This is a genomic window from Aliivibrio sp. 1S128, from assembly GCF_001691065.1.
Lineage (GTDB): Bacteria > Pseudomonadota > Gammaproteobacteria > Enterobacterales > Vibrionaceae > Aliivibrio.
This window is the reverse complement of sequence record NZ_MAJV01000025.1, coordinates 495258-517064: the sequence shown is the minus strand read 5'-3', so window position 1 is coordinate 517064 and position 21807 is coordinate 495258. Positions and strand designations below refer to the sequence as shown.

General features: G+C 39.0%; 20 protein-coding genes. 10 read left to right on the top strand and 10 right to left on the bottom strand.

Annotated elements, in window-relative coordinates:
- Positions 1 to 13: 13 nt before the first annotated feature.
- Positions 14 to 1081: an HlyD family secretion protein gene (locus A6E03_RS06530; protein WP_065600445.1), complete on the bottom strand. Its 1068-nt coding sequence runs from the start codon at positions 1079 to 1081 to the stop codon at positions 14 to 16.
- A gap of 115 nt (positions 1082 to 1196) precedes the next feature.
- On the opposite strand from A6E03_RS06530, the gene A6E03_RS06525 reads away from it, so the two are divergent.
- Entirely contained in the window at positions 1197 to 2078 is an 882-nt protein-coding gene (locus A6E03_RS06525) for a LysR family transcriptional regulator (RefSeq protein WP_065600444.1), read from the top strand.
- A gap of 85 nt (positions 2079 to 2163) precedes the next feature.
- Here the strand turns inward: A6E03_RS06525 and bioD are convergent, their stop codons facing one another.
- The 4 genes from bioD to bioB are packed head-to-tail and all read right to left on the bottom strand — an operon-like array spanning position 2164 to position 5852.
- Positions 2164 to 2844, bottom strand: coding sequence for a dethiobiotin synthase (gene bioD / locus A6E03_RS06520; protein ID WP_065600443.1), 681 nt, complete (start codon positions 2842 to 2844; stop codon positions 2164 to 2166).
- Complete coding sequence (bioC, locus tag A6E03_RS06515; protein ID WP_065593498.1) at positions 2837 to 3658, bottom strand: malonyl-ACP O-methyltransferase BioC; 822 nt, start codon at positions 3656 to 3658, stop codon at positions 2837 to 2839. Before bioC ends, bioD begins: the two co-directional genes overlap by 8 nt.
- Positions 3659 to 3664: 6 nt before the next feature.
- On the bottom strand, positions 3665 to 4816 hold the full coding sequence (gene bioF / locus A6E03_RS06510) for an 8-amino-7-oxononanoate synthase (RefSeq protein ID WP_065600442.1): 1152 nt from the start codon (positions 4814 to 4816) through the stop codon (positions 3665 to 3667).
- Positions 4800 to 5852 carry a biotin synthase BioB gene (bioB, locus tag A6E03_RS06505; RefSeq protein ID WP_065593496.1) on the bottom strand — a complete coding sequence of 351 codons (1053 nt, stop codon included), beginning with the start codon at positions 5850 to 5852 and terminating at the stop codon, positions 4800 to 4802. The genes bioF and bioB overlap by 17 nt, the downstream gene beginning before the upstream one ends.
- A 159-nt stretch (positions 5853 to 6011) precedes the next feature.
- Here bioB and bioA point away from each other — a divergent pair, with 159 nt between their 5' ends.
- Positions 6012 to 7292 carry an adenosylmethionine--8-amino-7-oxononanoate transaminase gene (gene bioA, locus A6E03_RS06500; RefSeq protein ID WP_065593495.1) on the top strand — a complete coding sequence of 427 codons (1281 nt, stop codon included), beginning with the start codon at positions 6012 to 6014 and terminating at the stop codon, positions 7290 to 7292.
- A gap of 90 nt (positions 7293 to 7382) precedes the next feature.
- Here the strand turns inward: bioA and A6E03_RS06495 are convergent, their stop codons facing one another.
- The 3 genes from A6E03_RS06495 to tyrR all read right to left on the bottom strand — a co-directional run bounded on the left by A6E03_RS06495 (position 7383) and on the right by tyrR (position 9837).
- Positions 7383 to 7592 carry a hypothetical protein gene (locus A6E03_RS06495; RefSeq protein ID WP_065593494.1) on the bottom strand — a complete coding sequence of 70 codons (210 nt, stop codon included), beginning with the start codon at positions 7590 to 7592 and terminating at the stop codon, positions 7383 to 7385.
- Between the two features lie 131 nt (positions 7593 to 7723).
- Positions 7724 to 8281 (bottom strand): ribosomal protein S5-alanine N-acetyltransferase, encoded by a 558-nt coding sequence (gene rimJ / locus A6E03_RS06490; RefSeq protein ID WP_065600441.1) that lies wholly within the window; start codon positions 8279 to 8281, stop codon positions 7724 to 7726.
- 11 nt (positions 8282 to 8292) lie between these two features.
- Positions 8293 to 9837 (bottom strand): transcriptional regulator TyrR, encoded by a 1545-nt coding sequence (gene tyrR, locus A6E03_RS06485; protein WP_065600440.1) that lies wholly within the window; start codon positions 9835 to 9837, stop codon positions 8293 to 8295.
- Between the two features lie 151 nt (positions 9838 to 9988).
- Here tyrR and A6E03_RS06480 point away from each other — a divergent pair, with 151 nt between their 5' ends.
- The 3 genes from A6E03_RS06480 to A6E03_RS06470 are packed head-to-tail and all read left to right on the top strand — an operon-like array spanning position 9989 to position 14295.
- The gene (locus A6E03_RS06480; protein WP_065593491.1) at positions 9989 to 10933 is read left to right on the top strand and encodes a DUF523 and DUF1722 domain-containing protein; all 945 of its coding nucleotides are present in this window, start codon (positions 9989 to 9991) and stop codon (positions 10931 to 10933) included.
- A complete protein-coding gene (phrB, locus tag A6E03_RS06475) occupies positions 10923 to 12362 on the top strand; it encodes a deoxyribodipyrimidine photo-lyase (protein WP_065600439.1) in 1440 nt (479 codons plus the stop codon). Before A6E03_RS06480 ends, phrB begins: the two co-directional genes overlap by 11 nt.
- A gap of 52 nt (positions 12363 to 12414) precedes the next feature.
- The gene (locus A6E03_RS06470; protein ID WP_065593489.1) at positions 12415 to 14295 is read left to right on the top strand and encodes an alkaline phosphatase D family protein; all 1881 of its coding nucleotides are present in this window, start codon (positions 12415 to 12417) and stop codon (positions 14293 to 14295) included.
- Positions 14296 to 14334: 39 nt separating this feature from the next.
- Here the strand turns inward: A6E03_RS06470 and A6E03_RS20000 are convergent, their stop codons facing one another.
- On the bottom strand, positions 14335 to 14472 hold the full coding sequence (locus tag A6E03_RS20000) for a hypothetical protein (protein ID WP_141676960.1): 138 nt from the start codon (positions 14470 to 14472) through the stop codon (positions 14335 to 14337).
- A gap of 181 nt (positions 14473 to 14653) precedes the next feature.
- Between A6E03_RS20000 and A6E03_RS06465 the strand changes: the two genes are divergently transcribed.
- Positions 14654 to 15601, top strand: a complete 948-nt coding sequence (locus A6E03_RS06465) for a ChaN family lipoprotein (RefSeq protein WP_065593488.1) — start codon at positions 14654 to 14656, stop codon at positions 15599 to 15601.
- Positions 15602 to 15670: 69 nt separating this feature from the next.
- Here A6E03_RS06465 and A6E03_RS06460 read toward each other — a convergent pair whose 3' ends face one another.
- The gene (locus A6E03_RS06460; protein ID WP_065593487.1) at positions 15671 to 16612 is read right to left on the bottom strand and encodes a sugar-binding transcriptional regulator; all 942 of its coding nucleotides are present in this window, start codon (positions 16610 to 16612) and stop codon (positions 15671 to 15673) included.
- Positions 16613 to 16818: 206 nt separating this feature from the next.
- On the opposite strand from A6E03_RS06460, the gene dalD reads away from it, so the two are divergent.
- The 4 genes from dalD (at position 16819) to hxpB (ending at position 21767) form a co-directional block, all read left to right on the top strand.
- Positions 16819 to 18186, top strand: a complete 1368-nt coding sequence (gene dalD / locus A6E03_RS06455) for a D-arabinitol 4-dehydrogenase (protein WP_065593486.1) — start codon at positions 16819 to 16821, stop codon at positions 18184 to 18186.
- Positions 18187 to 18195: 9 nt separating this feature from the next.
- On the top strand, positions 18196 to 19659 hold the full coding sequence (xylB, locus tag A6E03_RS06450; RefSeq protein ID WP_065600438.1) for a xylulokinase: 1464 nt from the start codon (positions 18196 to 18198) through the stop codon (positions 19657 to 19659).
- A gap of 87 nt (positions 19660 to 19746) precedes the next feature.
- Positions 19747 to 21021 (top strand): MFS transporter, encoded by a 1275-nt coding sequence (locus A6E03_RS06445; RefSeq protein ID WP_065600437.1) that lies wholly within the window; start codon positions 19747 to 19749, stop codon positions 21019 to 21021.
- Between the two features lie 68 nt (positions 21022 to 21089).
- Positions 21090 to 21767 (top strand): hexitol phosphatase HxpB, encoded by a 678-nt coding sequence (gene hxpB, locus A6E03_RS06440; protein WP_065600436.1) that lies wholly within the window; start codon positions 21090 to 21092, stop codon positions 21765 to 21767.
- Positions 21768 to 21807 lie beyond the last annotated feature (40 nt).

The following is a 21807-nucleotide window of genomic DNA, read 5'->3' as shown; positions in this document are numbered from 1 at the left end:
ATCAACATTCCACCTAGTATATGTAATGTAGATAGCTGATCATGGTAATTAAGCTATGACCAATGTAATCAATGACGGTATTGCCTGACGTATAAATAATAACGGTTGCTCGCGAGCCAACAAATAGTCGTGGTGAAATAGCCTCTTCACTAATTAAATTCACTCGCACACGTTGGGCATCACGAACCCAACGGTTACTCACTTCTACACTGCTCAATTGGCCATTGGCTTTTTGTTGGGCAGAAGCAACCCCATAATCGCGGCTCTCTACCAATAATGGAAACACTTCACCCGGCAGTGCATCATAAGCCACTTCAGCATACATTCCTTTGCTCATCTCTGAGGTCGCTTTCTCACGATAATCTGCAGAGATCCACAGTGAATCGGTTGGAATAAACGTCAGTAATGGCTGATTAGCATTGGCAAACAAACCGACATGCAGCTGCATATTGGTAATTATCCCCTCGCTTTGCGCTATTACTTGAGTATTTTCTAAATTCAGCAACGCTTGTTTTAAGGCATTTTTTGCAGAAAGTACGGCACTACTTTGGCCATCTCCTTTACCCAATTTCACTTCCAATGCGTGTAACTTTTGCTTTGAAGCCATAAAATTGGCAGCCGCTTGGTCGCGCTTAGTCATTGCTGAATCTAAACCTGATGCAGATACTGCTCCTGATTTTGCTAATCGCTTAATACGGTGATATTCACGGTTCGCATTATCTGCCGTTACTTGAGTCGTTTTAACATTTGAGCGTGCCGCTTCGATATCCGCCACTAATGACGCTTCTTGTTCTTTTGCTTGAGCTAATCCAATTTCGGCTTTTTGAACAGCTAATTGATATTTTTCATCATCAATCTTAAACAGTAACTCGCCCTGCTTAACTAATTGATTATTTGTGTGATTAACTTCAACGACTCGACCAGACACTTCTGGTGATATTTGAACCACAAATCCTTGCACCTTACTTTGGGTCGTTAACGGCGTTAATCTATCTGCCATCACTAAATAGGCAGTAACGATTAAAAATAATACGATTAGGATACGCATCCATTGTTTGAATTTTTGCTCTGCAGCTTGCATAGAAGTTCTCAATAAAGTCAAAGTTTCCGTGATGTATGTCTCATTATAGTGCGTGATTTCATTCCGAATAGATGGCAAAATAGCCCACATATGACCTATTAACAGGACAATAGAGATGAGCAACCAGCCAGAAAGCACCGTTTCATTTGATGATATTTACCTATTTGTTCTTATTGTTAGGCATAAAGGCATTAGCTCTGCCGCACAATTTGCAGGATTACAGCGCTCAAAAGTCAGCCGTCGACTGCAAGAATTAGAAAAAGCACTTGGCCATCAATTACTCATCAGAACGACAAGAGCGATTGAATTAACCCAGCAAGGGAAATGGCTGTATGAGCAAACCTCTAACCCAATCAATACCTTAGTGGATGCGAGCCGACTAATGAAGGATCATCACTTAACACCAAGAGGCAGATTAAAGGTGGCTATCCCACCAGCTCTTGGAATGACCGAGATTTTCTCCCAGTTAATTGAACAGTATATGAAGAAGTTTCCAGAGGTTAAATTAGAGATTGAGCATCATGTTCAATCGTTGGATCTTCGTCGTGAAAATATTGATCTACAAATTCTACCTAGCTATATCGAACCTTTGCATGATGACTATATTCAGCAACGCTTAATTCAAATTCCTTATAGTATGGTTGCCTCTGCAGAGTATTTAGTGCTTAATGGCAATCCTGATAATGTGGCTCAGTTAAATGACTTTCATCTGCTCGCCAGTCGCTATAATAAAAGCTTACTTCCTCAAGGGATTGATTATCAATTATTTAGTGATGATCTAAATCTGCTTCAACGATTAGCACTGTCAGGTAAAGGCATTGCCCTTCTGCCTTCGATCTTAATTGAAGATAAAATCAAAAATGGCGAACTCATTGAAGTCTTACCAAGAACCTCATTTACTGATTTAACCATTACTTTGATTTACCCAACACCAAGCTACTTACCTGAAAAAACGCGAGCGATGGTAACGTTATTTAGAGAAACGTTTTCTAATTAACGCCAACAAAAAAGCCAACATCATAAAAGATATTGGCTTTTGCATTTATTTTTCTTGTTTTTAACTGTGTTTATAGCAATAGAAGTTAGCTTCCTAACACATCTAGATTAATATATTTACCCATATTTTTACGCTTAACACTTGGCATGTATGGGATTTCGCCTAATTTTGGCGCAGGCATTTTATCTTCTAACATCGCGATAATCTCAGCGTAATGCTCAGTACCTGGGTTTACTCGGTTTGCAACCCAACCAATAATCTCTAACCCATCATGTTGAATCGCTTCTGCCGTTAACATCGCGTGGCTCAAACAACCTAATTTAATACCAACAACTAATACAACTGGCAATTTTTCTTGTTTTACCCAAGTAGACAAACAATCGTCTTTAGAGACTGGAACACGCCAACCGCCAGCGCCTTCCACTAATACTACATCTGACTTCGCTTTTAACGCAGCTAAACCTTGAGACAGTACAGAGTAATCAATGACTACGCCTTCCGCTTCCGCTGCAATATGAGGTGATGAAGGCAATAATAATGCATACGGGTTTACTTCTTCGTAGCTTAATTCAACATTGGCAACAGAGCGTAAATGGATTGCATCAGAGTTTTGAACGCCTTCACCTTTGTCTTCAGATCCTGCGGCAACAGGTTTATATGCGGCTGTATTTAGCCCCTTCATATTTAAAGCGTCTAAAATAGCTTTAGAAGAGACGGTTTTACCTACATCGGTATCTGTACCTGCAACAAAAAATGCATCAATCATTACTTATAACTCCAAAGCCTACCTGATAAGTAGCAGGTAACTTATTAAATTCATTCTTAAAAACTTGATACGCTTCTTCTACTGCTAATAGCTTTTCTTTACTCAATAAACCTGAGTGGCGACCATTAGATAAATGCGTTGCTCCAATTCCTTTTAAATCTTTCATTAAAGCAAGAGCAGAAGAATACGTCATCTCGACTGGCGTGCAGTCTAGTGTAAACTTGTTACATTCAGATTGCGCTAACGCAAGGTTTACCATAGATGAGGTAATAAAATCGTTAACATGTTGATATAAATCAACCTTTGACCACGCTTTTTTCAACTCAAATAGTGAGCCATCTAACAAAGTTGAAAATATAACCTTGCTTTTGTTATGGGTAATTCGATTCATTTCACGTAAAGGTACGGATAAATCCTGACACCACTGCAGTGCTAAACTAGAAATAACCACATCAAATTCATTATTGATAAAGGGTAAATGCTCTGCATCACCTTGCACATAAGATATGTTCAACTCACCACAGCGCTCTTTGGCTTTATCTAACATTGATTGAGACAGATCAAACGCCACCACTGTTGCACCGCGCTTTAACAGTTGCTCACTGCAATAACCCGTTCCACAACCTACATCGACGATACGCTGCCCTGATAGGTCTTGAGGTAAGTAAGATAATAAGGTATCCGCCACCTGACGTTGAAATTCAGCAGAGCGGTCATACGTATTCGCGGCTTTACTAAAGGCTGCTTGAATGGCTTGTTTCTCTTGGCTTGGTGTCCAATGTGAGGTTTCTATGGCGACTGCTTGATTAACCATAACTCATCATCCTAATTTTATTATTGCTTGCGTTAATTGAGTAATATCTTGTATCGAATGGTTAGCACTTAATGTCACTCTTAATCGTGCCGTTCCTGTTGGTACCGTTGGAGGGCGAATCGCTGTTGTCCATAAACCTTGTGCTTTTAATTTATCTGACATGCCAATTGCCGCGTCCGCTTCGCCGATAATAATCGGCTTTATCGGCGTCTCTGTTTTCACCGCTCCTGAAAAACCAGTCAATTCTGATTCAAATTGTTGATTTAATTCTTTGAGTTTTTCACGTCGCCATTCTTGTTGTTGGATCATCAATAAGGCATGAGATAACGCATGAGCTTGAGCAGGAGGCATTGCTGTTGAATAGACATGATGACGAGCAAATTGTGCGAGGTAATCACCACATTCGTGATTACACAAAACCGCAGCGCCAGATAGACCAAACCCTTTACCAAACGTGACGACTAAAATATCTGGTGTTACTCGATAAAAATCACAACAACCTCGGCCATTATTGCTTAACACGCCACACCCATGGGCATCGTCCACCATTAACCACGCATTTTTATCTTTGGTTACTTTAGCAATATCTGAAAGTGGTGATAAATCTCCATCCATACTAAAAACCCCTTCAGTCACAACTAAAGAAGGTGAATCATCACAAGCGTCTAATAATTTAGTTAAGTGAGCAATATCATTGTGTTTGAAGCGTTTCATGGTCGCAGGTGAGAACATTCCCGCTTCCATTAATGAAGCGTGGTTGAATTTATCTTGTAACAACGTATCGCCTTTTTCTAATAATGAAAAAAGCACCGCTTGATTGGCACTAAAACCTGAATTAAACAGTAATGCACAATCAAACCCAAGCCATTCAGCCAGTTGAGATTCCAAATTGGCATGCGGTTTTGAATAACCCGTCACTAATGGTGAAGCACCACTGCCACTGCCATATAAAGATAACCCTTGTTGCCATGCTTGAGTTAGTTCTTTGCTGCCTGCAAGGCCAAGGTAATCATTACCCGAAAAGTTAATGTAGGATTTACCATCCACCACTAACCTTGATTGATTACCTTGCTCTATTACTCTTCGAGAACGAGTTAGCCCCGCTTGCCTACGTTGGGTAAGCGCGGAGCTAATACGTTGATTAAACGCTTGCTTCATAAAATAAATCGTCTTTTTCAGGACGAGAAGCGACACGTTCAGCAACGCGATCTAATAATTCGTGTTCTTGAACCACATCTGGTTTCTGCGCTACTTGTTGACTATTCACACCCAGTTTTTTAAACAGTTGCATATCACTGTCTTCATCTGGATTTGGGGTAGTCAGCAACTTACAACCATAAAATACAGAGTTTGCACCCGCCATAAAGCATAGCGTTTGCATCTGCTCATTCATGCTTTCACGACCCGCAGATAAACGAACTGCAGATTCTGGCATCATGATACGCGCAACCGCAATCAGACGGATGAAATCAAATGGGTCGACATCTTCTGCGTCTTCTAGCGGTGTACCTTTCACTTTCACTAACATGTTCACAGGAACTGATTCTGGATGTTGAGGAAGGTTCGCTAGTTCAACAAACAGACCCGCACGATCACTGTCACTTTCGCCCATACCGATAATGCCGCCAGAACAAATCTTCATTCCTGCATCGCGAACATGAGATAACGTGTCTAAACGATCTTGATACGTACGAGTAGTAATGATGTTGCCGTAAAATTCTGGCGAAGTATCTAGGTTGTGGTTGTAGTAATCTAAGCCCGCACCCGATAATTCACCTGCTTGATCTGAAGTGATCATGCCTAGCGTCATGCATGTTTCAAGGCCCATTTCTTTCACGCCTTTAATCATATCAAGAAGATATGGCATATCACGCTCTTTTGGATTTTTCCACGCTGCACCCATACAAAAACGAGTCGAACCTGAGTTTTTCGCTTTCTGAGCTGCATCAAGTACGCTTTCTACTTCCATCAAGCGTTCACGATCAACATCTGTACGATAATGAGCACTTTGAGGGCAATACTTGCAGTCTTCAGGGCAGGCACCTGTTTTAATTGATAGCAAGGTACTGACTTGTACATAATTCGCTTGTTGGTGTTTTCGATGCACTAATTGAGCCTCAAAAACTAAATCCATGAACGGCATATCCATCAATTCTTGTACTTCGGCGACTGTCCAGTTATGTCTCACTTCCACGTGTAAATTCCTTCCATTAACATGCTATAACCATTGCTATTACTAACATCCGACCACTTTCTATTGTGGTTTTAGCTTATATTTATACTTGGCTAGTCTACGGTTAAACGATACACTGTCAACCTTAATGAAAAGATTAAGTTTACAACCGGTGAATTAATGAACAGTAACGTCGATTTGGATTTTGACCGTCAGCACATTTGGCATCCCTACACATCTACTATTAACCCGCTCTCTTGCTATCCTGTTACCCATGCTAATGGCGTACATCTCTATTTAGAGGATGGTCAAGAGTTGGTCGATGGAATGTCTTCTTGGTGGTCTACCATTCATGGTTACTGTCATCCTCATCTAAATCAAGCCATTAAAGATCAAACCGATAAAATGGCCCATGTGATGTTTGGTGGCATTACTCATCAGCCTGCGGTCGATTTATGTAAAAAATTAGTTGAACTAAGCCCTTCTCGATTAGAGCAAGTCTTTTTAGCTGATTCAGGCTCAGTAGCGGTTGAAGTTAGTTTAAAAATGGCTCTGCAATATTGGCACGCAAAAGGTCAACCTCGCTCTAAATTTGTCACTGTTCGACATGGTTATCATGGTGATACCTTTGCCGCGATGTCTGTCACCGATCCTGATAATTCAATGCACGGTTTATATAAAGGTTTTTTACCTGAACACCTGTTTGTTGAATCTCCGGATAGCCGTTTTGGTGGTGAATGGAACCCTGCTGATATTATTCCTTTAGAAAAGATGCTGGCAGAACGCCACGAAGAGATCGCTGCCATGATCCTTGAACCAATTGTTCAGGGCGCTGGCGGAATGCGCTTGTATCACCCTCAATATTTAAAAGAAGTGCGCCGTTTGTGTGATGAATATGGCTTATTGCTAATTTTGGATGAGATTGCGACTGGTTTTGGTCGAACAGGAAAATTGTTTGCTTGTGAGCATGCCGACATTGAACCTGACATCATGTGTATTGGTAAAGCGCTTACTGGTGGTTACATGACATTATCTGCAACTCTCACCAGTAAAATTGTCGCTGATACTGTATGCAGTGGAGACGCCGGATGCTTTATGCATGGACCAACTTTTATGGGAAATCCATTGGCCTGTGCTGTCGCTAATGCGAGTCTAGAATTAATTCAACAGAATCATTGGCAGACTCAAACTAAACAGATTGAAACTTGTTTTTCAGAATTACTGCCACAGCTTAAAAAATACGATGTGGTTGCAGATGTGCGTTGGTTAGGAGCTATTGGTGTGGTGGAATTAACGACACCGGTCAATATGGAAAAGATCCAAGCGCATTTTGTTAAACAAGGGGTTTGGATACGTCCATTTGGCAAGCTGATCTATATGATGCCACCATTTATTTCACAACCAGAGCATATTACCAAACTAGTAAAGGCCATTGATAGCGCGTTATGTGAGTTGTTTTAACTCACATAACAGGCCTTTATCTATAAGCACAAAAAAGCCGATACATTTAAATATATCGGCTTTTATTTTAGCTACAATTCTAAATAGCTATTATTTCTTCTTGGCTTCATTAGTAAAATCATCTTCTACTAACTTATAAATAATGAAGATAGCTAACTCTAACAATGCCGTTAGCACTAAACTCATGATGACATAGCGCTCACTAAAAATACCAATGCCGTGTAGCACGGTTGATTGAATCACAAACGCACCAACCACACCTAAAATCAATAACTGTAAAAACTTGATGAACTTCAGCATTTAAATTCCTTCTTTATCATTATCTTAAAATAATTGAAATTAACTTACATAGATTACACTAAACTTAGTACATCTCTATGGTTAACTTTTCCAATTTTCTCATTTTTTCTTACTTTTATGACGAAATACGATTATTCAGCCTTCCAAGCCCTATTCACTTTTGATGTAAGAATATGATCTTCCCACGCTCCATTAATGAACAAATAATCTTTTGCCTTACCTTCTTTCTCAAAACCAAGGGCAGATAATACCTTGCCACTTTTTTCATTATGGGGAATATAAGCCGCCATAATTCGGTGAAGTTTTTGTACTGAAAACATCCAATCTACCGTCTTTTTTACTGCTCGTTGCATAATGCCATTTCCTTGGTATTTCTCATCCAAAGAGTACCCAAGATGAGAAGCATGAAAAGGAAAACGAGTAATATTACTGTAGCTCACCGTGCCAATAATTTGACTTTTTTGGTTATCAAAAACAACAAAATAAAACGCCAAATTATGCTTATGTAATTCAACTAACTGCAATAAACGCTGTTTCCACCCCTCTGGTGTAAAAAAAGCATTCGCACGTTTTGGTTCCCATGGCTCTAAATGATGGCGATTACGCATAAAATAATTCGCAATCATCACTGAATCTGTACTTTTAATTAAACGAACTTGGTAATGGTCAAAATCAAAATGCACATCCATGTTATTTCTCCCTACTTCTTACCAATACCGTAATCACGTAACTTATTCGCAATAGCGGTGTGCGAAACCCCTAAGCGCTTCGCTAATTTACGGCTTGATGGGAACTCACTGTACAATCCAGAAAGTATGTTTGACTCGTATGACTTCATGATCTCATCTAATGTCCCATCAGTATTAATATTTATAATATTAGTACTACTATCCGCAGTTGGCAGCATAAAGTGAGAAGTATTCAATTGATTCCTATCCATTTGCGTCAATGCTTTTAACGTAGAACTTCTTAGCTGACGTACATTACCAGGCCATGAATAACTGCGTAAATAATCATGCACATCCTCAGAGATCGAAGGCTTAACAATATTTAATTCTTTGCATAGTTGAGCAACGAAAAACTCGAATAATGTTGCTACATCTGATGGACGTTCACGTAATGGTGGAATTTCTAAAAACAATACATTTAAGCGGTAGTAAAGGTCCTCACGGAAAAGGCCTTGTTCAACTAAATCTAGAAGTTCTTTTTTACTTGCACCAATAATCCCCACATCAACGTGAATTTCTTTTTCTTCACCGACACGACGAAAGTTACCATCTTGAATAAAACGCAATAATTTTATTTGCAGAAGCGGACTCATTTCACTGATTTCATCAAAGAAGACCGTGCCGCCGTCCGCTTGTTCAATGATCCCTTTTTTGCCTTCTGGCATATTAGGGAATGCACCCGAAGCATAACCAAACAATTCAGTTTCAGCGACATCATCTGGCATCGCTGCACAGTTAACTACCATAAAAGCTTTGCCTGAACGAATCGACGCAGTGTGACACGCACGCGCTAACATTTCTTTGCCCGTACCAGTTTCACCTTGGATCAGTAAAGATTGATCAATATCCGACAGCTTTTTAGCTTGGGATATTAATTTTTTGTATTTAGTGGATGATCCAACAAAATGTTCAAACCCAATATTAGAGGGCTCTAACAAAAATGGACGAACTCGTTGCGATTCAATTGACGGTTTAATAATGACAACCGCGCTGGCTAAAATAGAGGCATTATCATCATCCGTAATATAAACAGGCATGATTTCCATGAGGTAATTCATGCCTTCAATTACCATTGATTCTCGCTGGCGAATACGTGAATTCTCGAGCCAATCAATAACATTAAAATTAGATAATAATAAGCTCGCTGGTTGCCCAATCAAGGTCTCTTTATCTAAATTAAATAAAGAAGCAACGGCCTGATTCGCATTGTCTATTTTTCCTTTCAAGCTAATAGAAAAAACAGGATCAGGAAGTGTACTTAATACCGCTAGTAATTCAGTATTGCGACGCTCACTTGGTAGGAATGGGATTTTACGAACATCCATTACGCCTTCAATTCGACGAATTTTTGCCATTAATAGACTAAACTCATCAAACTCTACTTCTGGAAAGTTAAGGTAGATTAACCCTGTTTTTTCTATTTCAATGTCTCTCAAATCGATGTTTTGAGAAGCCAAAATATCAAGTAATTCACGGGTTAGTCCTAATCGATCTTTACATTGTACTTCAAGACGCACAAATACTTCCTTAACTAAGATGGGTGTCACAATATGTTTACAGGCAGTTTGCGCGAGTAAAAAAAAAGAGTCAAGCTGAAGTGAACCAAATAGAGAGTTAATTCGTTTAATTAGCTATTGATAATAAAAATAAGCAATGGAGTGTCAAATCATGGATATTAAAGTTGGTATTAGTTCCTGCGTAAATGGCGAAAGTGTACGTTTTGATGGCGGACACAAAAGCAACAAATTCGCGTCTAAAGTACTTGCCCCGTACTTTACTTACGTACCTATTTGCCCAGAAGTTGGCAGTGGTATGTCTGTTCCCCGACCGACAATACGTTTGATAACAAACGAGCAAAGAATCGCGCTGGTTGATTCAAAAGATTCATCGCTCGATTACACCGATTCAATGATCGAATTCTCTCAAAAAACAGTTAATAGACTCAAAGAAACCGATATGTGTGGCTATATTGTATGTGCTAATTCGCCAAGCTGTGGAATGGAACGCGTTAAGGTATACAGTAAAAACAGTGCCACAAAAAATGGGGTTGGTCTTTACACTCAAATCCTAATGAAAGAAATGCCTTGGCTACCAGTAGAAGAAGATGGCCGATTAAGTGATCCTGTACTTAAAGAAAACTTCATTACTCGTGTGTTCTGTTTACACGATTTATACCAATCAATGGATGGTGAACCTACTGCCGGTAAAATCGTTGCCTTTCATTCTCGTTATAAATATACCTTAATGTCACACTCTACCGTAGGGTACAAAAATTTAGGCAAATTAGTGGCCAAAGTAGCCGATTATGACATTAATGACTTCTTTGCTATTTATCGAACTCAATTGATGCAAACAATGACAATACGAGCGTCTCGTAAAAACAATACGAATGTATTGATGCATCTCCAAGGTTATTTCAAAAAAGAACTCGCATCACCACAAAAAGTTGAATTAGCTCAAATTATCCAAGACTACAATCAAGGGTTACTTCCTTTATTATCCCCTATTACCTTAATTAAGCATCATTTAGGGATTCATTCTAATGAATATTTAGCTAAACAATCGTTCCTCAATCCATACCCACAAGAATTAAGATTACGCTATGGCTTATAAACCAACAATGCAATGTGTTTGGTTTAGGCATGATTTAAGAGTCGCGGATAACAAGGCGTTATCCTCGGCCCTTGCTAATCAAGCACCGACTATCGCTGTTTATATCATCAGCGAATCTCAATGGCAGCAGCATCATAAATCAACCATTCAAATTGATTTAATTAAACGACGGTTGATTGAGCTTAAAAAAGAGCTTAGTGAACTCAATATTCCATTACTCATACTCTCTTGTCCTTGGTTCAAAGACATTCACTTATCGTTAAAACCGGTATTTAACGATCTTAATGTTTCACACCTTTTTGCAAATAAAGAGTATGAAGCAAACGAACTCGATAGAGATCATAAACTAACCGATCTATTACCAAATATTCACTGCACTTTTTATGACGATAAATGCACAATAACGCCAGGTAAAATATTAAATAAAACTCAACAACCTTATAAGGTTTTTACGCCATTTAAAAAAGCATGGAGAGAGTACTTTTATCAGCACTTCCCAACCATTGAAAAAGTAACAGCTTCAGTTCAATTATCGACTCCTCAATTGAACTCACTGCTGCGTTATAGTGAGAACGATTTTACTAACTCGATGAGTAATGAAAGTAAAGCATGGTCTGTTTCAAACAAAGCAATACTTAACAATATGCGTCAGTTTTGTCGTGAAAAATCACAACATTACCATGAACAACGGGATTACCCCGCCATTGAAGGTACAAGTCAGGTATCGCCTTACTTAGCCATTGGGGCAATCTCTGCCAAACAATGCATTATGCGCCTTCATTTAGAAGCAAATAATCAATTAACTCAGGGGCAAGAAATTTGGCTTGATGAGATCATCTGGCGAGAGTTTTACACTCACCTGCTTCACTTTTACCCTTTGCTATCTAAAAACCAAGCGTTCCTTAGCTTTGACAAATATATTCAATGGAATAATGACCGTAATAAATTTGACCAATGGTGCAAGGGCGAAACTGGGTTTCCTATTGTTGATGCTGCAATGAAACAGCTTAATAATACAGGTTGGATGCATAATCGCTTACGAATGATCACCGCCAGTTTTTTAGTTAAAGATTTACACATTGATTGGCGTTGGGGCGAACAGTATTTTATGTCAAAACTTATTGATGGTGATTTTGCATCGAATAATGGAGGGTGGCAATGGTGTGCATCTGTTGGCTGTGACAGTACGCCTTATTTCCGTATTTTTAACCCGACAACACAAAGTGAACGCTTTGATAATAATGGCACTTTTATTAAATATTGGTTGCCAGAATTAACAATACTAACAGGAAAACTATTACATCAACCCAATAGCAAACCACTATTAACACCTGATAATTATGTAGAACCTATTATTGAACATGCAGTACAACGATTAAAAACACTAGAAATCTACAAAAATGCCAAAGCTCAGGATGTTGCAAGTTAGCCATACCAAGTATTATGATGGTCTCATCCATTATTAAGAGTTGTATTAATTGATGTCTAACACACTACCATTAGTTCTTGCTGGGCCTATTATTAGGAAATCGAGTGCGACTGAAGTCAACTTATGGCTAACGACTTCAGAACCCCTCGACGGTCATACCCTAATTCAATGGGAAGGTAATGCATTTAAGTTTATGATCACCGATGAACAATGCATCAAAATTGGCCATCATGCTTGGGTTTATCTACTTCAATGCAAAGAGAGCTTCCCCGTAAATCAAGCTCTTGGTTACGACATCATTACTCAATATGGTGCATTATCCGAATTAATACCTAATGCGCTCTATCCTTCTGAAGAACATTTCTCTTTGATAATTAAAGATAAAGCTGATTACGTTTTGCATGGTTCTTGCCGTAATCCGCATTATCCAAGTAAAGACAGTTTAGTTATTGCCAATCAACAAGTGAAAACACAAGCGATTGAAGATCGTGCGTCTTTACTAATGATGAGTGGCGATCAGATCTATGCCGATGATGTTGCAGGGCCAATGTTAATGGCAATTCAACAAATTATACCGTTGTTAGGTTTATTCGAAGAACAGCTGCCCGATAAGCTAATTTCAACCAGCTCTGAATTGTATTCGCATGAACATAATTTATATCATAGGGATAAGATCTTACCGCATTATACAGACAATACTAATTTCCTTTCTCGATGGAATGTCTATAAATCACGCCCTATTTTTAGCTCTAGTGAGCATGAGAACCATCTAATGACATGTGCCGAGTTCTTCGTCATGTATCTATTAGTTTGGTCACCAACCTTGTGGGATTGCATTACTTTGCCCATTTCTCTTCCTGATGCCGAAGAGAAATGGGATAAAAAATGGCAAGCTTGCTGGAAAACAGAAAAAACTGTTATAAAGCAATTTGTACAAGGGTTGACTGACGTTCAACAATTGTTTGCTCATATTCCGACATATATGATTTTTGATGATCACGACATTACCGATGATTGGAATTTAACGATTGGTTGGGAAAATGCCGTCAATGGCCACCCCCTTGCTGCTCAAGTTATCGGTAACGGCTTAATGGGTTACTTTCTTTGCCAAGGTTGGGGAAATAACCCTGAACAATTTGATGACACATTTTTGACTCGTTTTCGTCACCTTTTCCATTGTTATGATCATGGCGAACACACCGCTCTTATCAGAGATCTAACTCGCTTTGAACAATGGCATTATTCAATTAATACCACCCCAAAAGTCGTCGTTTTAGATACACGAACTCGTCGTTGGCGCTCTGAATCAAATTCTAATAAGCCTTCTGGTTTGATGGATTGGGAAGCTATGCTTGATTTTCAGCATGAGCTCATTGGACAAGACGCGATTATCATCATTTCTGCTGCGCCTATTTTTGGGGTTAAATTTATTGAAGCCTTGCAAAAAACAATGACACTATTAGGACAACCGTTAGTAATTGATGCTGAAAACTGGATGGCTCATCCCGGGTCAGCAAATACATTATTGAGTATTCTTACTCATCCTAAAACACCACAAAACTTTGTTATCTTGTCTGGTGATGTGCATTACTCTTTTGCCTATGACATTAAATTACGTCACAGCAAATCAAGCCCTGATATCTACCAAATTACTTGTAGTGGGTTTAAAAACGAGTTTCCTAATACCTTACTTCGTTTTTGTGATTTTATGGACAGAGTGCTTTATAGCCCACACTCTCCGTTGAATTGGTTTACTAAACGTAAGAATTTAGTTGTTACCAAACGAGATCCGTCAGTGACAAACAACGATAAATTAATCAACAAAAGTTCGATCGGGGAATTGAGATTGGATGAAAAAGGCAAGCCGGAACAGATTTCGATTTTAACCGCGGAAGGCGAATCTATTTCCTTCTTGCCTAAATCAAGTGATTAAATCACTTTGTACTATTAAAAATAGTGAGAATTGAAAACATTAATCGTTGAGGGTCGTATCAGAACCACTCTCAACCTCTATTGAATTATGGAAGTACAAGCCCGCTTCAATTGCGTCTAGCCACTCTAATTCCACCTCTTCATGATACCTCGTTTCATCAAGGTAATTTGCACTCATATTAATATCCTTATGTGAGTTCCAAGAGCCCGATTATACGAGTCTTGAATTGCAGTACTGTGACAGAGATACAAGATCTAATCCAAACCTTACAATTACGAATGGTAATGATTACTATTAAGATTGAATTATCTCTCGTTTTATCCTACTCTATAGGACTGTTCTCTACTGAATCTCTATTATGAAATCCACGCTTTTATTTTCTCTTGCTTCTGTTCTTTTGTTGTCTGGTTGCAGTCAACAAATTCAATCAACATCAGCACCTTCCCAAGCTATCACCAGTTTCTATGATTATCAATTACTATCGCCAACAGGCTTGCCTTTATCTCTTTCAACCTTACCTAATGAAATAATAAAAGCTGATGTTATTCTGGTTGGTGAATGGCACACTCACGCGGCAGTTCACCGCTTCCAAACCGATTTATTTAAAGAACTTTCTGCAACAAACCCTAAATTAGCATTATCTATGGAGCAGTTCAGCCGTGATAAACAAACGGTTGTTGACGAATATTTAACCGGTCAAATAGGTGAGCAAACGTTAATGTCTGACGCGAATGCATGGCCTAATTACGAAAGTGATTATCGCCCGTTGGTGGAAATAGCAAAAGCGGGAAATCGTGACATTATTGCGTCTAATGCACCAAAACCCATTGTTAAATGCATAGGTCAACAAGGTATTAATTACCTAGACAAATTGGATGCAATGGAAACGTCATGGTTAGCAAAAAACATTGATGTCTCAGAATCTCCTTATAAATCAAAATTTCTCGCTTCTATGCATCATGGTGATGAAGAGCAAACGCAAAAGCAATTTGCCGCTCAAATGGTATGGGACGCCACAATGGCAGAAAGTATTGTTGATTACTTAATTGAGCATCCTGATTCTCAAGTTATGCACATTGCTGGGAAATTCCATATTGAAAATGGATTAGGCACTGCGGCACAAATAATAAAGTTAAACCCAAAGCTTAATGTCGTTATTATCTCCCCAACAGAAAATATTACGAATAATAATACGGATTACCAATTAGAAGTATTGTCACCACCAAAGCGTTTTGTGAAGAAAGAAAACATGATGAAGGCCTATAAGGGGTTAAAGAACCGTAACAATAATCTTGTTTGCAAGTAAATTTTAGAGCAAGAAAAAATAAATAACGCTGAGGATCCTCAGCGTTTTTGCGTTCTAAGTAAGATCTATTTATCTTGCAAGTAACCATCTAGCGGTTCCTTCATCGGTAACCAACCCATTAATCCATTTACCTTTTAAAGCAGCAAGAATCGCAGGACGCTTTTCTTCACCACAAGCGGTAGCAATTCGAGGGCAATTATTTTGACGGATGTCATAACTAGTGATCACTGAATTAATTTCGCAATCAACAACTTGTCCATCCTCACTAATAAACCGTCCTAATATTTCTCCCACAGCTCCTTGTTTTCTTAGTTCTTCACCTTTATCAAAACTAATAAACCCATCCTTCACAATCGCACTCGCATTATCAAGAGCACCCACTCCGATAAAAATAATATCTGATGATTCAGCTACTTGTGACACATTTTTAAAGGCATTCGTATTACGCCAAAAATCATGTTCTTCAAGAGAAAGCGTGTATCTTGGTGCTGGTAATTGATAATAATTCGCTTGCAACTTTCGAGCTAACAACAGCGGTACGTCATCATAATAATTACATATACCATCTACTGCCATTGCACTGATCAGCGCAACACACTTACTCTCTGGAGTTTCAAAATCTATTCGGTAAATTGCATTTTTTAACGTTAAGCCAGAACCAATACCAATAATTTTGTTGGTTTGATTCTTTAAATACTTAGACATAAGCTGAAAGCAACCAAAGGATACATTATCTAATCTTTCTTCTTCGCTGCTATCAGGAACAATATTGCACTCAATTAGTTGGTACTTTTCTTTTAGAAGCTCCGCATAGTCTAGGCACCTTGCAATCGGGTGATGAAGACCAATAGATACAACCCCTTCCTCTTTTGCGCTCGCTATCAACCTCTGAACTACTGGGCGAGATAATCCTAATTGGGATGCTATTTCTGTTTGGTTTTTCCCTGAGACATAATACATCCACGCAGATCGCACCATTTGGTCAAGCTTAAAACTGTCATCTTTAGCCAATGTAAACTCCCTTAATCACTCTGTAACTCACCAAAAGCAGTAAAAATACATTTTCCTCTTAATACACATTTAGTTCAACACCTTTCAATCGATTTAAAATGAGCAAAAGACCAATTAAATATCTTTTGACCATTTGTGATCTATGATCAATTATCATTTCAATTGTTCGATTATAGTCAAGCTATCAAATACTAGAGGATTAAAACATGAACAATAAATACACATGGCTACACATTGGTTTAGGGTCATTTCATCGCGCGCACCAAGCATGGTATCTACATAAACTGATTGAATCAGGAGACGATACATGGAGTATTTCAGCAGGAAACATTCGCAATGACGCTGAAGATGTCGTTTCAACGTTAGCCGAACAAAATGGTGAATACGTTCTTGAAACAATTAGCCCTGCTGGCGAATGTAAATATGAACAAATAACATCAATAAAAAAATTACTTCCATGGCAAGATGATTTAGCACCACTGATCAAGGAAGGCGCAAAAGCAGAGACAAAAGTCATCGCTTTTACCGTTACTGAAGGAGGATACTATTTAGATACAAACCATAAACTAGAGATCAATAACATCGCTATAAAACACGATCTTTCTGGTGGTTCTGACACGATTTATGGCACGATCACGAAGATCCTTGAAAAACGTATCGAGCAAAAATCAGGCAGTTTAACTCTACTGAATTGCGATAACGTACGTCACAACGGTGAGCGCTTCCAAGATGGACTCGTTGAATTTTTAACCTTAACAGGAAAAATAGACGTTCTTGAATGGGTTACAAACAACACAACCTGCCCAAATACAATGGTTGACCGTATTACACCACGCCCAACCGTTGAACTTCCAAACCGCATAAAAGAAAAAACAGGCATCACAGATAATGCTCCTGTAATGGGCGAAACCTTCATTCAGTGGGTTATTGAAGATAACTTCAAAGACGTTCGTCCTAATTTAGAGACTGTTAATGTTGAGATGGTTGACTCTGTTATTCCTTATGAAGAAGCAAAAATTCGAATTCTTAATGCCTCTCACAGCTGCATTGCATGGGCTGGAACATTAGTTGGAAAAACATTTATTCATGAAAGTACATTAACCGATTACATCTACAACATCGCCGATGAATATATCACTCAAGATGTTATTCCTTGCTTAGGTGACAACGGTATTGATTTACCTACCTACCGTGACGTCGTACTTGAACGATTTACGAATCCCTACATTGAAGATACCAACCAACGCGTAGCCGCAGATGGTTTCTCAAAAATACCAGCAATGATCACGCCAACCATGATCGAATGCTATCAACGTGGGGCAGTTCCATCAGCAACCGCATTATTACCCGCTCTTTTCTACACCTTCATGGAACAATGGCATAAGGGGGAACTTCCTTATGAATACCAAGATGGGATCTTAGACAGTGAATCCGTTCACACCATGTTTAATTCAGCTGATCCGATCGCAATATATGCTCGAGATAAAGCACTATTTGGTGAATTAGCAGAACGAGATGATTTTGAAGCACTACTGCGTGAAAAAATTCACCACGTTTCATCACTCATTCGATAGGAGAAAAGCATGTATTTAGGAATCGACCTTGGTACTTCTGAAGTTAAAGCACTCATTATCGATGAAAATGGGGACATTGTTGCTTCACATAGTGCGCCGTTAACTATTCAACGCCCTCAACCTCATTGGTCAGAGCAATCCCCGCAAGAATGGTGGGAAACAACAGATTATCTGATTAATACACTTAGGAAAAAATACGAACAACATTGGGCAGCCATTAAATCCATCGGTTTATCTGGTCAAATGCATGGTGCCGTGTTGTTAAATTCAGCAGGAGACGTGATCCGTCCTGCTATTTTATGGAACGACACGCGTAGTTACCAGGAATGTATTGAATTAGAGGCTAACGCATCCGAATTAAATAAAATTACGGGTAACTTAGCAATGCCAGGATTCACAGCACCAAAATTGCTTTGGGTCAAAAAGAATGAACCTGAAAACTTTACCAACGTAGCAACCGTTTTACTCCCTAAGGATTACCTGAGATTCAAGATGACAGGCTTGAAAATATCAGATATGTCCGACTCTGCAGGCACACTATGGTTAGATGTAGAAAAACGAGATTGGTCTGATTACTTATTGGATAAGTGCGAACTAAATCGCAGCCAAATGCCTGATCTTATCGAAGGGTGCGATTCATCAGGCTCTTTATCTCCAGAAATAGCCCTCCAATGGGGATTAAGTCCGTCGGTTATCGTTGCTGGTGGCGGCGGAGATAACGCCGTTAGTGCAATTGGGATCGGTGCCGTATCTCCTGGAGATGCATTTATTTCTCTAGGCACATCAGGCGTATTATTTGTGGTAAATGATAGCTACTGCCCTGCACCAGAAGCCGCGGTACATGCATTCTGTCATGTACTTCCTAACCGCTGGCATCAAATGAGCGTCATGCTGAGTGCCGCCAGTTGTTTACAATGGTTTTGTCGCCTCGTTGATATTACTGAAGTCGAGTTGCTACAAGAAATCGAGCAATTAAGCCAAGAAGATAAATCAAAGGCCCCTTTATTTTTACCTTATTTATCAGGCGAACGAACTCCTCATAACGATCCTAATGCAAAGGGGATATTTCATAGTATTACTCACTCAAGCAACCGAGCCTTACTTGGTTACGCCGTAATTGAAGGGGTAAGTTTTGGTATCGCAGATGGACTCAGAATGCTTAACGACAGTGGCACTGAGATTTCACAGTGCTCCCTTGTAGGCGGTGGAGCAAGAAGCCCATTCTGGGCACAATTACTTGCCGATACATTAACGATATCAATTGTTACTCACAAAGGGGGAGAAACTGGCGGCGCACTGGGTGCTGCGAGACTCGCGTGCCTGTCCTCTGGAAAAGCACTATCTGATGTGTGTAAGAAACCAGAAATACATAAAGTGTACCAACCTCAACCAATAAATACCGATTACTTGTCTGCTCGATATACACAATTTAGAAATCTATACACCAATGATTTAATACTAAGAAATAAATAAAACATACATTATTAAAAAAATAAAAAACTACGCACCCTTAATTGATTAAGGGTGCTCATTTTCTTTACCCTACAGAAAGAGAAATATATGGAAAATACAAACAAGCAGTGGTTAGGATTACCACTAAATCTATTATGGGGATATATCGCTATCGCCGTATTCATGACTGGTGATGGTTTTGAATTGGCCTTTTTATCTCATTACATGACAGAACTTGGGTTCACACCAACTCAGGCCTCTCTTGCGTTCACAGTATATGGTTTAGCGGCTGCTCTATCCGCTTGGGTTTCAGGGGTTGTTGCTGAAATAATTACACCACAAAAGACAATGAAAATTGGATTCATAATGTGGTGTATCTTCCACGTGCTGTTCTTGATTTTTGGATTAGGCAATTCTAACTATGGCCTCATACTGTTATTTTACGGGATCAGAGGATTAGCTTATCCCCTCTTCTTATATTCTTTCATTGTCATAATTATTCACAACGTACGCAGTGATAGTGTGAGTTCATCATTAGGTTGGTTTTGGACTGTCTATTCAATTGGTATTGGCGTTGCGGGCAGTTATATCCCTAGCTTTACTATTCCGTGGATCGGTGAATTAGGCACACTATGGTTATCGTTAGTCTTTTGTTTCATAGGTGGCATTATCGCAATGATTTCATTACGAAATATAAAAACCTCTACTCACATGCAAAATTTGACTACTAAAGAGAAATTAACCGAATTAAGCCGTGCAGTCACCTTGCTATATACAAATAAAAATATTCTCTATTCAAGCTTCATTCGCATTATTAATACATTATCTCTCTTTGGTTTTGCTGTAATCATGCCAATGATGTTTGTTGATGAATTAGGATTTACTACCTCAAGTTGGTTACAGGTATGGACGGTTTTCTTCTTCACTACTATCTTCTCAAATGTGTTTTGGGGGATTATGGGCGAAAAATTTGGGTGGATAAAAATAGTACGTTGGTTTGGTTGTTTAGGAATGGCCGCATCTACCCTTGCCTTCTACTATATACCTCAACACTTTGGCAATAACTTTTATATGGCACTGATCCCTGCAATATCTCTAGGTATTTTTGTCGCAGCATTTGTTCCGATGGCGGCAGTGTTCCCTGCACTTGAACCAAAACACAAAGGTGCTGCTATATCTGTTTATAACCTATCTTCTGGCTTATCTAACTTCTTAGCTCCGGCAATTGCCGCTCTTTTATTGCCTTATTTCAGCACGATTGGAGTCGTACTTGCCTATACCGTACTTTATCTTCTTGCGTTTGTTTTTACCTATCTAGTGAAAGTCGAACAACCGGGATTTAGCCATACAGAAGTCAGTATAAATGAAATTAAAATATCATAACGCTTTTATTTTGATGTGGTAAATACAACTTGATAATTACCACATCCACTTTTAGAACGAAGGAATATATGAATAAGAAAGCAGTTATATTTGATATGGATGGCGTCATCATTGATTCAGAACCATTCTGGCAAGAAGCTCAAAAAGAATCTTTGTTGCAATATGGCATTACTCTTTCCACTCAAGAATGTGAACGACTAACAATGGGGAAGCGAATAGATGAAATAGCCAGAATATGGTGTCATGCTTATCATATCGAGATTGATCCAAAAGTACTTGAAAAAAATATACTGACGCGACTCTGCATTCGTATTTCAACACGAGGTCAGGCAATGGAGGGGCTAGCTAATATCATTCAATTCTTTAAAGAATCAGGCTATCAAATCGGACTCGCAACGTCATCAACTCATACAGTGATCAACGCCGTTTTTAATCGACTTAATTTATGGGGATCATTCGATGTTATTTGCAGTGCTGAAAATGAACAATTTGGAAAACCTCACCCCGATGTTTATTTGACTGCAGCAAGAAAACTGGGAATATCTCCTCATGAATGTATCGTAATAGAAGACAGCTTTACTGGACTTTCTGCAGCAAAGAACGCTGAGATGACCACCTATTTAGTCGCTGCTAATTGTAATGAGGTGCAATTTCTTTCAGCTGATGGCCATTATGAAAACTTAACCACATTAAAGCGCTTCTTCGCTCATGAATTAATGCTATCAAATGACTGTGCCGTAGCATAAAAACTAAATTACTCTTATTTTAAATAAACGATTTATTCGT

Excerpts from the sequence above, each read along its gene's own strand:
- A6E03_RS06530 (WP_065600445.1), bottom strand. The coding sequence starts at position 1,081 with ATGCAAGCTGCAGAGCAAAAATTCAAACAATGGATGCGTATCCTAATC.
- A6E03_RS06525 (WP_065600444.1), top strand. The coding sequence starts at position 1,197 with ATGAGCAACCAGCCAGAAAGCACCGTTTCATTTGATGATATTTACCTA.
- bioD (WP_065600443.1), bottom strand. The coding sequence starts at position 2,844 with ATGATTGATGCATTTTTTGTTGCAGGTACAGATACCGATGTAGGTAAA.
- bioC (WP_065593498.1), bottom strand. The coding sequence starts at position 3,658 with ATGGTTAATCAAGCAGTCGCCATAGAAACCTCACATTGGACACCAAGC.
- bioF (WP_065600442.1), bottom strand. The coding sequence starts at position 4,816 with ATGAAGCAAGCGTTTAATCAACGTATTAGCTCCGCGCTTACCCAACGT.
- bioA (WP_065593495.1), top strand. The coding sequence starts at position 6,012 with ATGAACAGTAACGTCGATTTGGATTTTGACCGTCAGCACATTTGGCAT.
- A6E03_RS06495 (WP_065593494.1), bottom strand. The coding sequence starts at position 7,592 with ATGCTGAAGTTCATCAAGTTTTTACAGTTATTGATTTTAGGTGTGGTT.
- rimJ (WP_065600441.1), bottom strand. The coding sequence starts at position 8,281 with ATGGATGTGCATTTTGATTTTGACCATTACCAAGTTCGTTTAATTAAA.
- A6E03_RS06480 (WP_065593491.1), top strand. The coding sequence starts at position 9,989 with ATGGATATTAAAGTTGGTATTAGTTCCTGCGTAAATGGCGAAAGTGTA.
- phrB (WP_065600439.1), top strand. The coding sequence starts at position 10,923 with ATGGCTTATAAACCAACAATGCAATGTGTTTGGTTTAGGCATGATTTA.
- A6E03_RS06470 (WP_065593489.1), top strand. The coding sequence starts at position 12,415 with ATGTCTAACACACTACCATTAGTTCTTGCTGGGCCTATTATTAGGAAA.
- A6E03_RS20000 (WP_141676960.1), bottom strand. The coding sequence starts at position 14,472 with ATGAGTGCAAATTACCTTGATGAAACGAGGTATCATGAAGAGGTGGAA.
- A6E03_RS06465 (WP_065593488.1), top strand. The coding sequence starts at position 14,654 with ATGAAATCCACGCTTTTATTTTCTCTTGCTTCTGTTCTTTTGTTGTCT.
- dalD (WP_065593486.1), top strand. The coding sequence starts at position 16,819 with ATGAACAATAAATACACATGGCTACACATTGGTTTAGGGTCATTTCAT.
- xylB (WP_065600438.1), top strand. The coding sequence starts at position 18,196 with ATGTATTTAGGAATCGACCTTGGTACTTCTGAAGTTAAAGCACTCATT.
- A6E03_RS06445 (WP_065600437.1), top strand. The coding sequence starts at position 19,747 with ATGGAAAATACAAACAAGCAGTGGTTAGGATTACCACTAAATCTATTA.
- hxpB (WP_065600436.1), top strand. The coding sequence starts at position 21,090 with ATGAATAAGAAAGCAGTTATATTTGATATGGATGGCGTCATCATTGAT.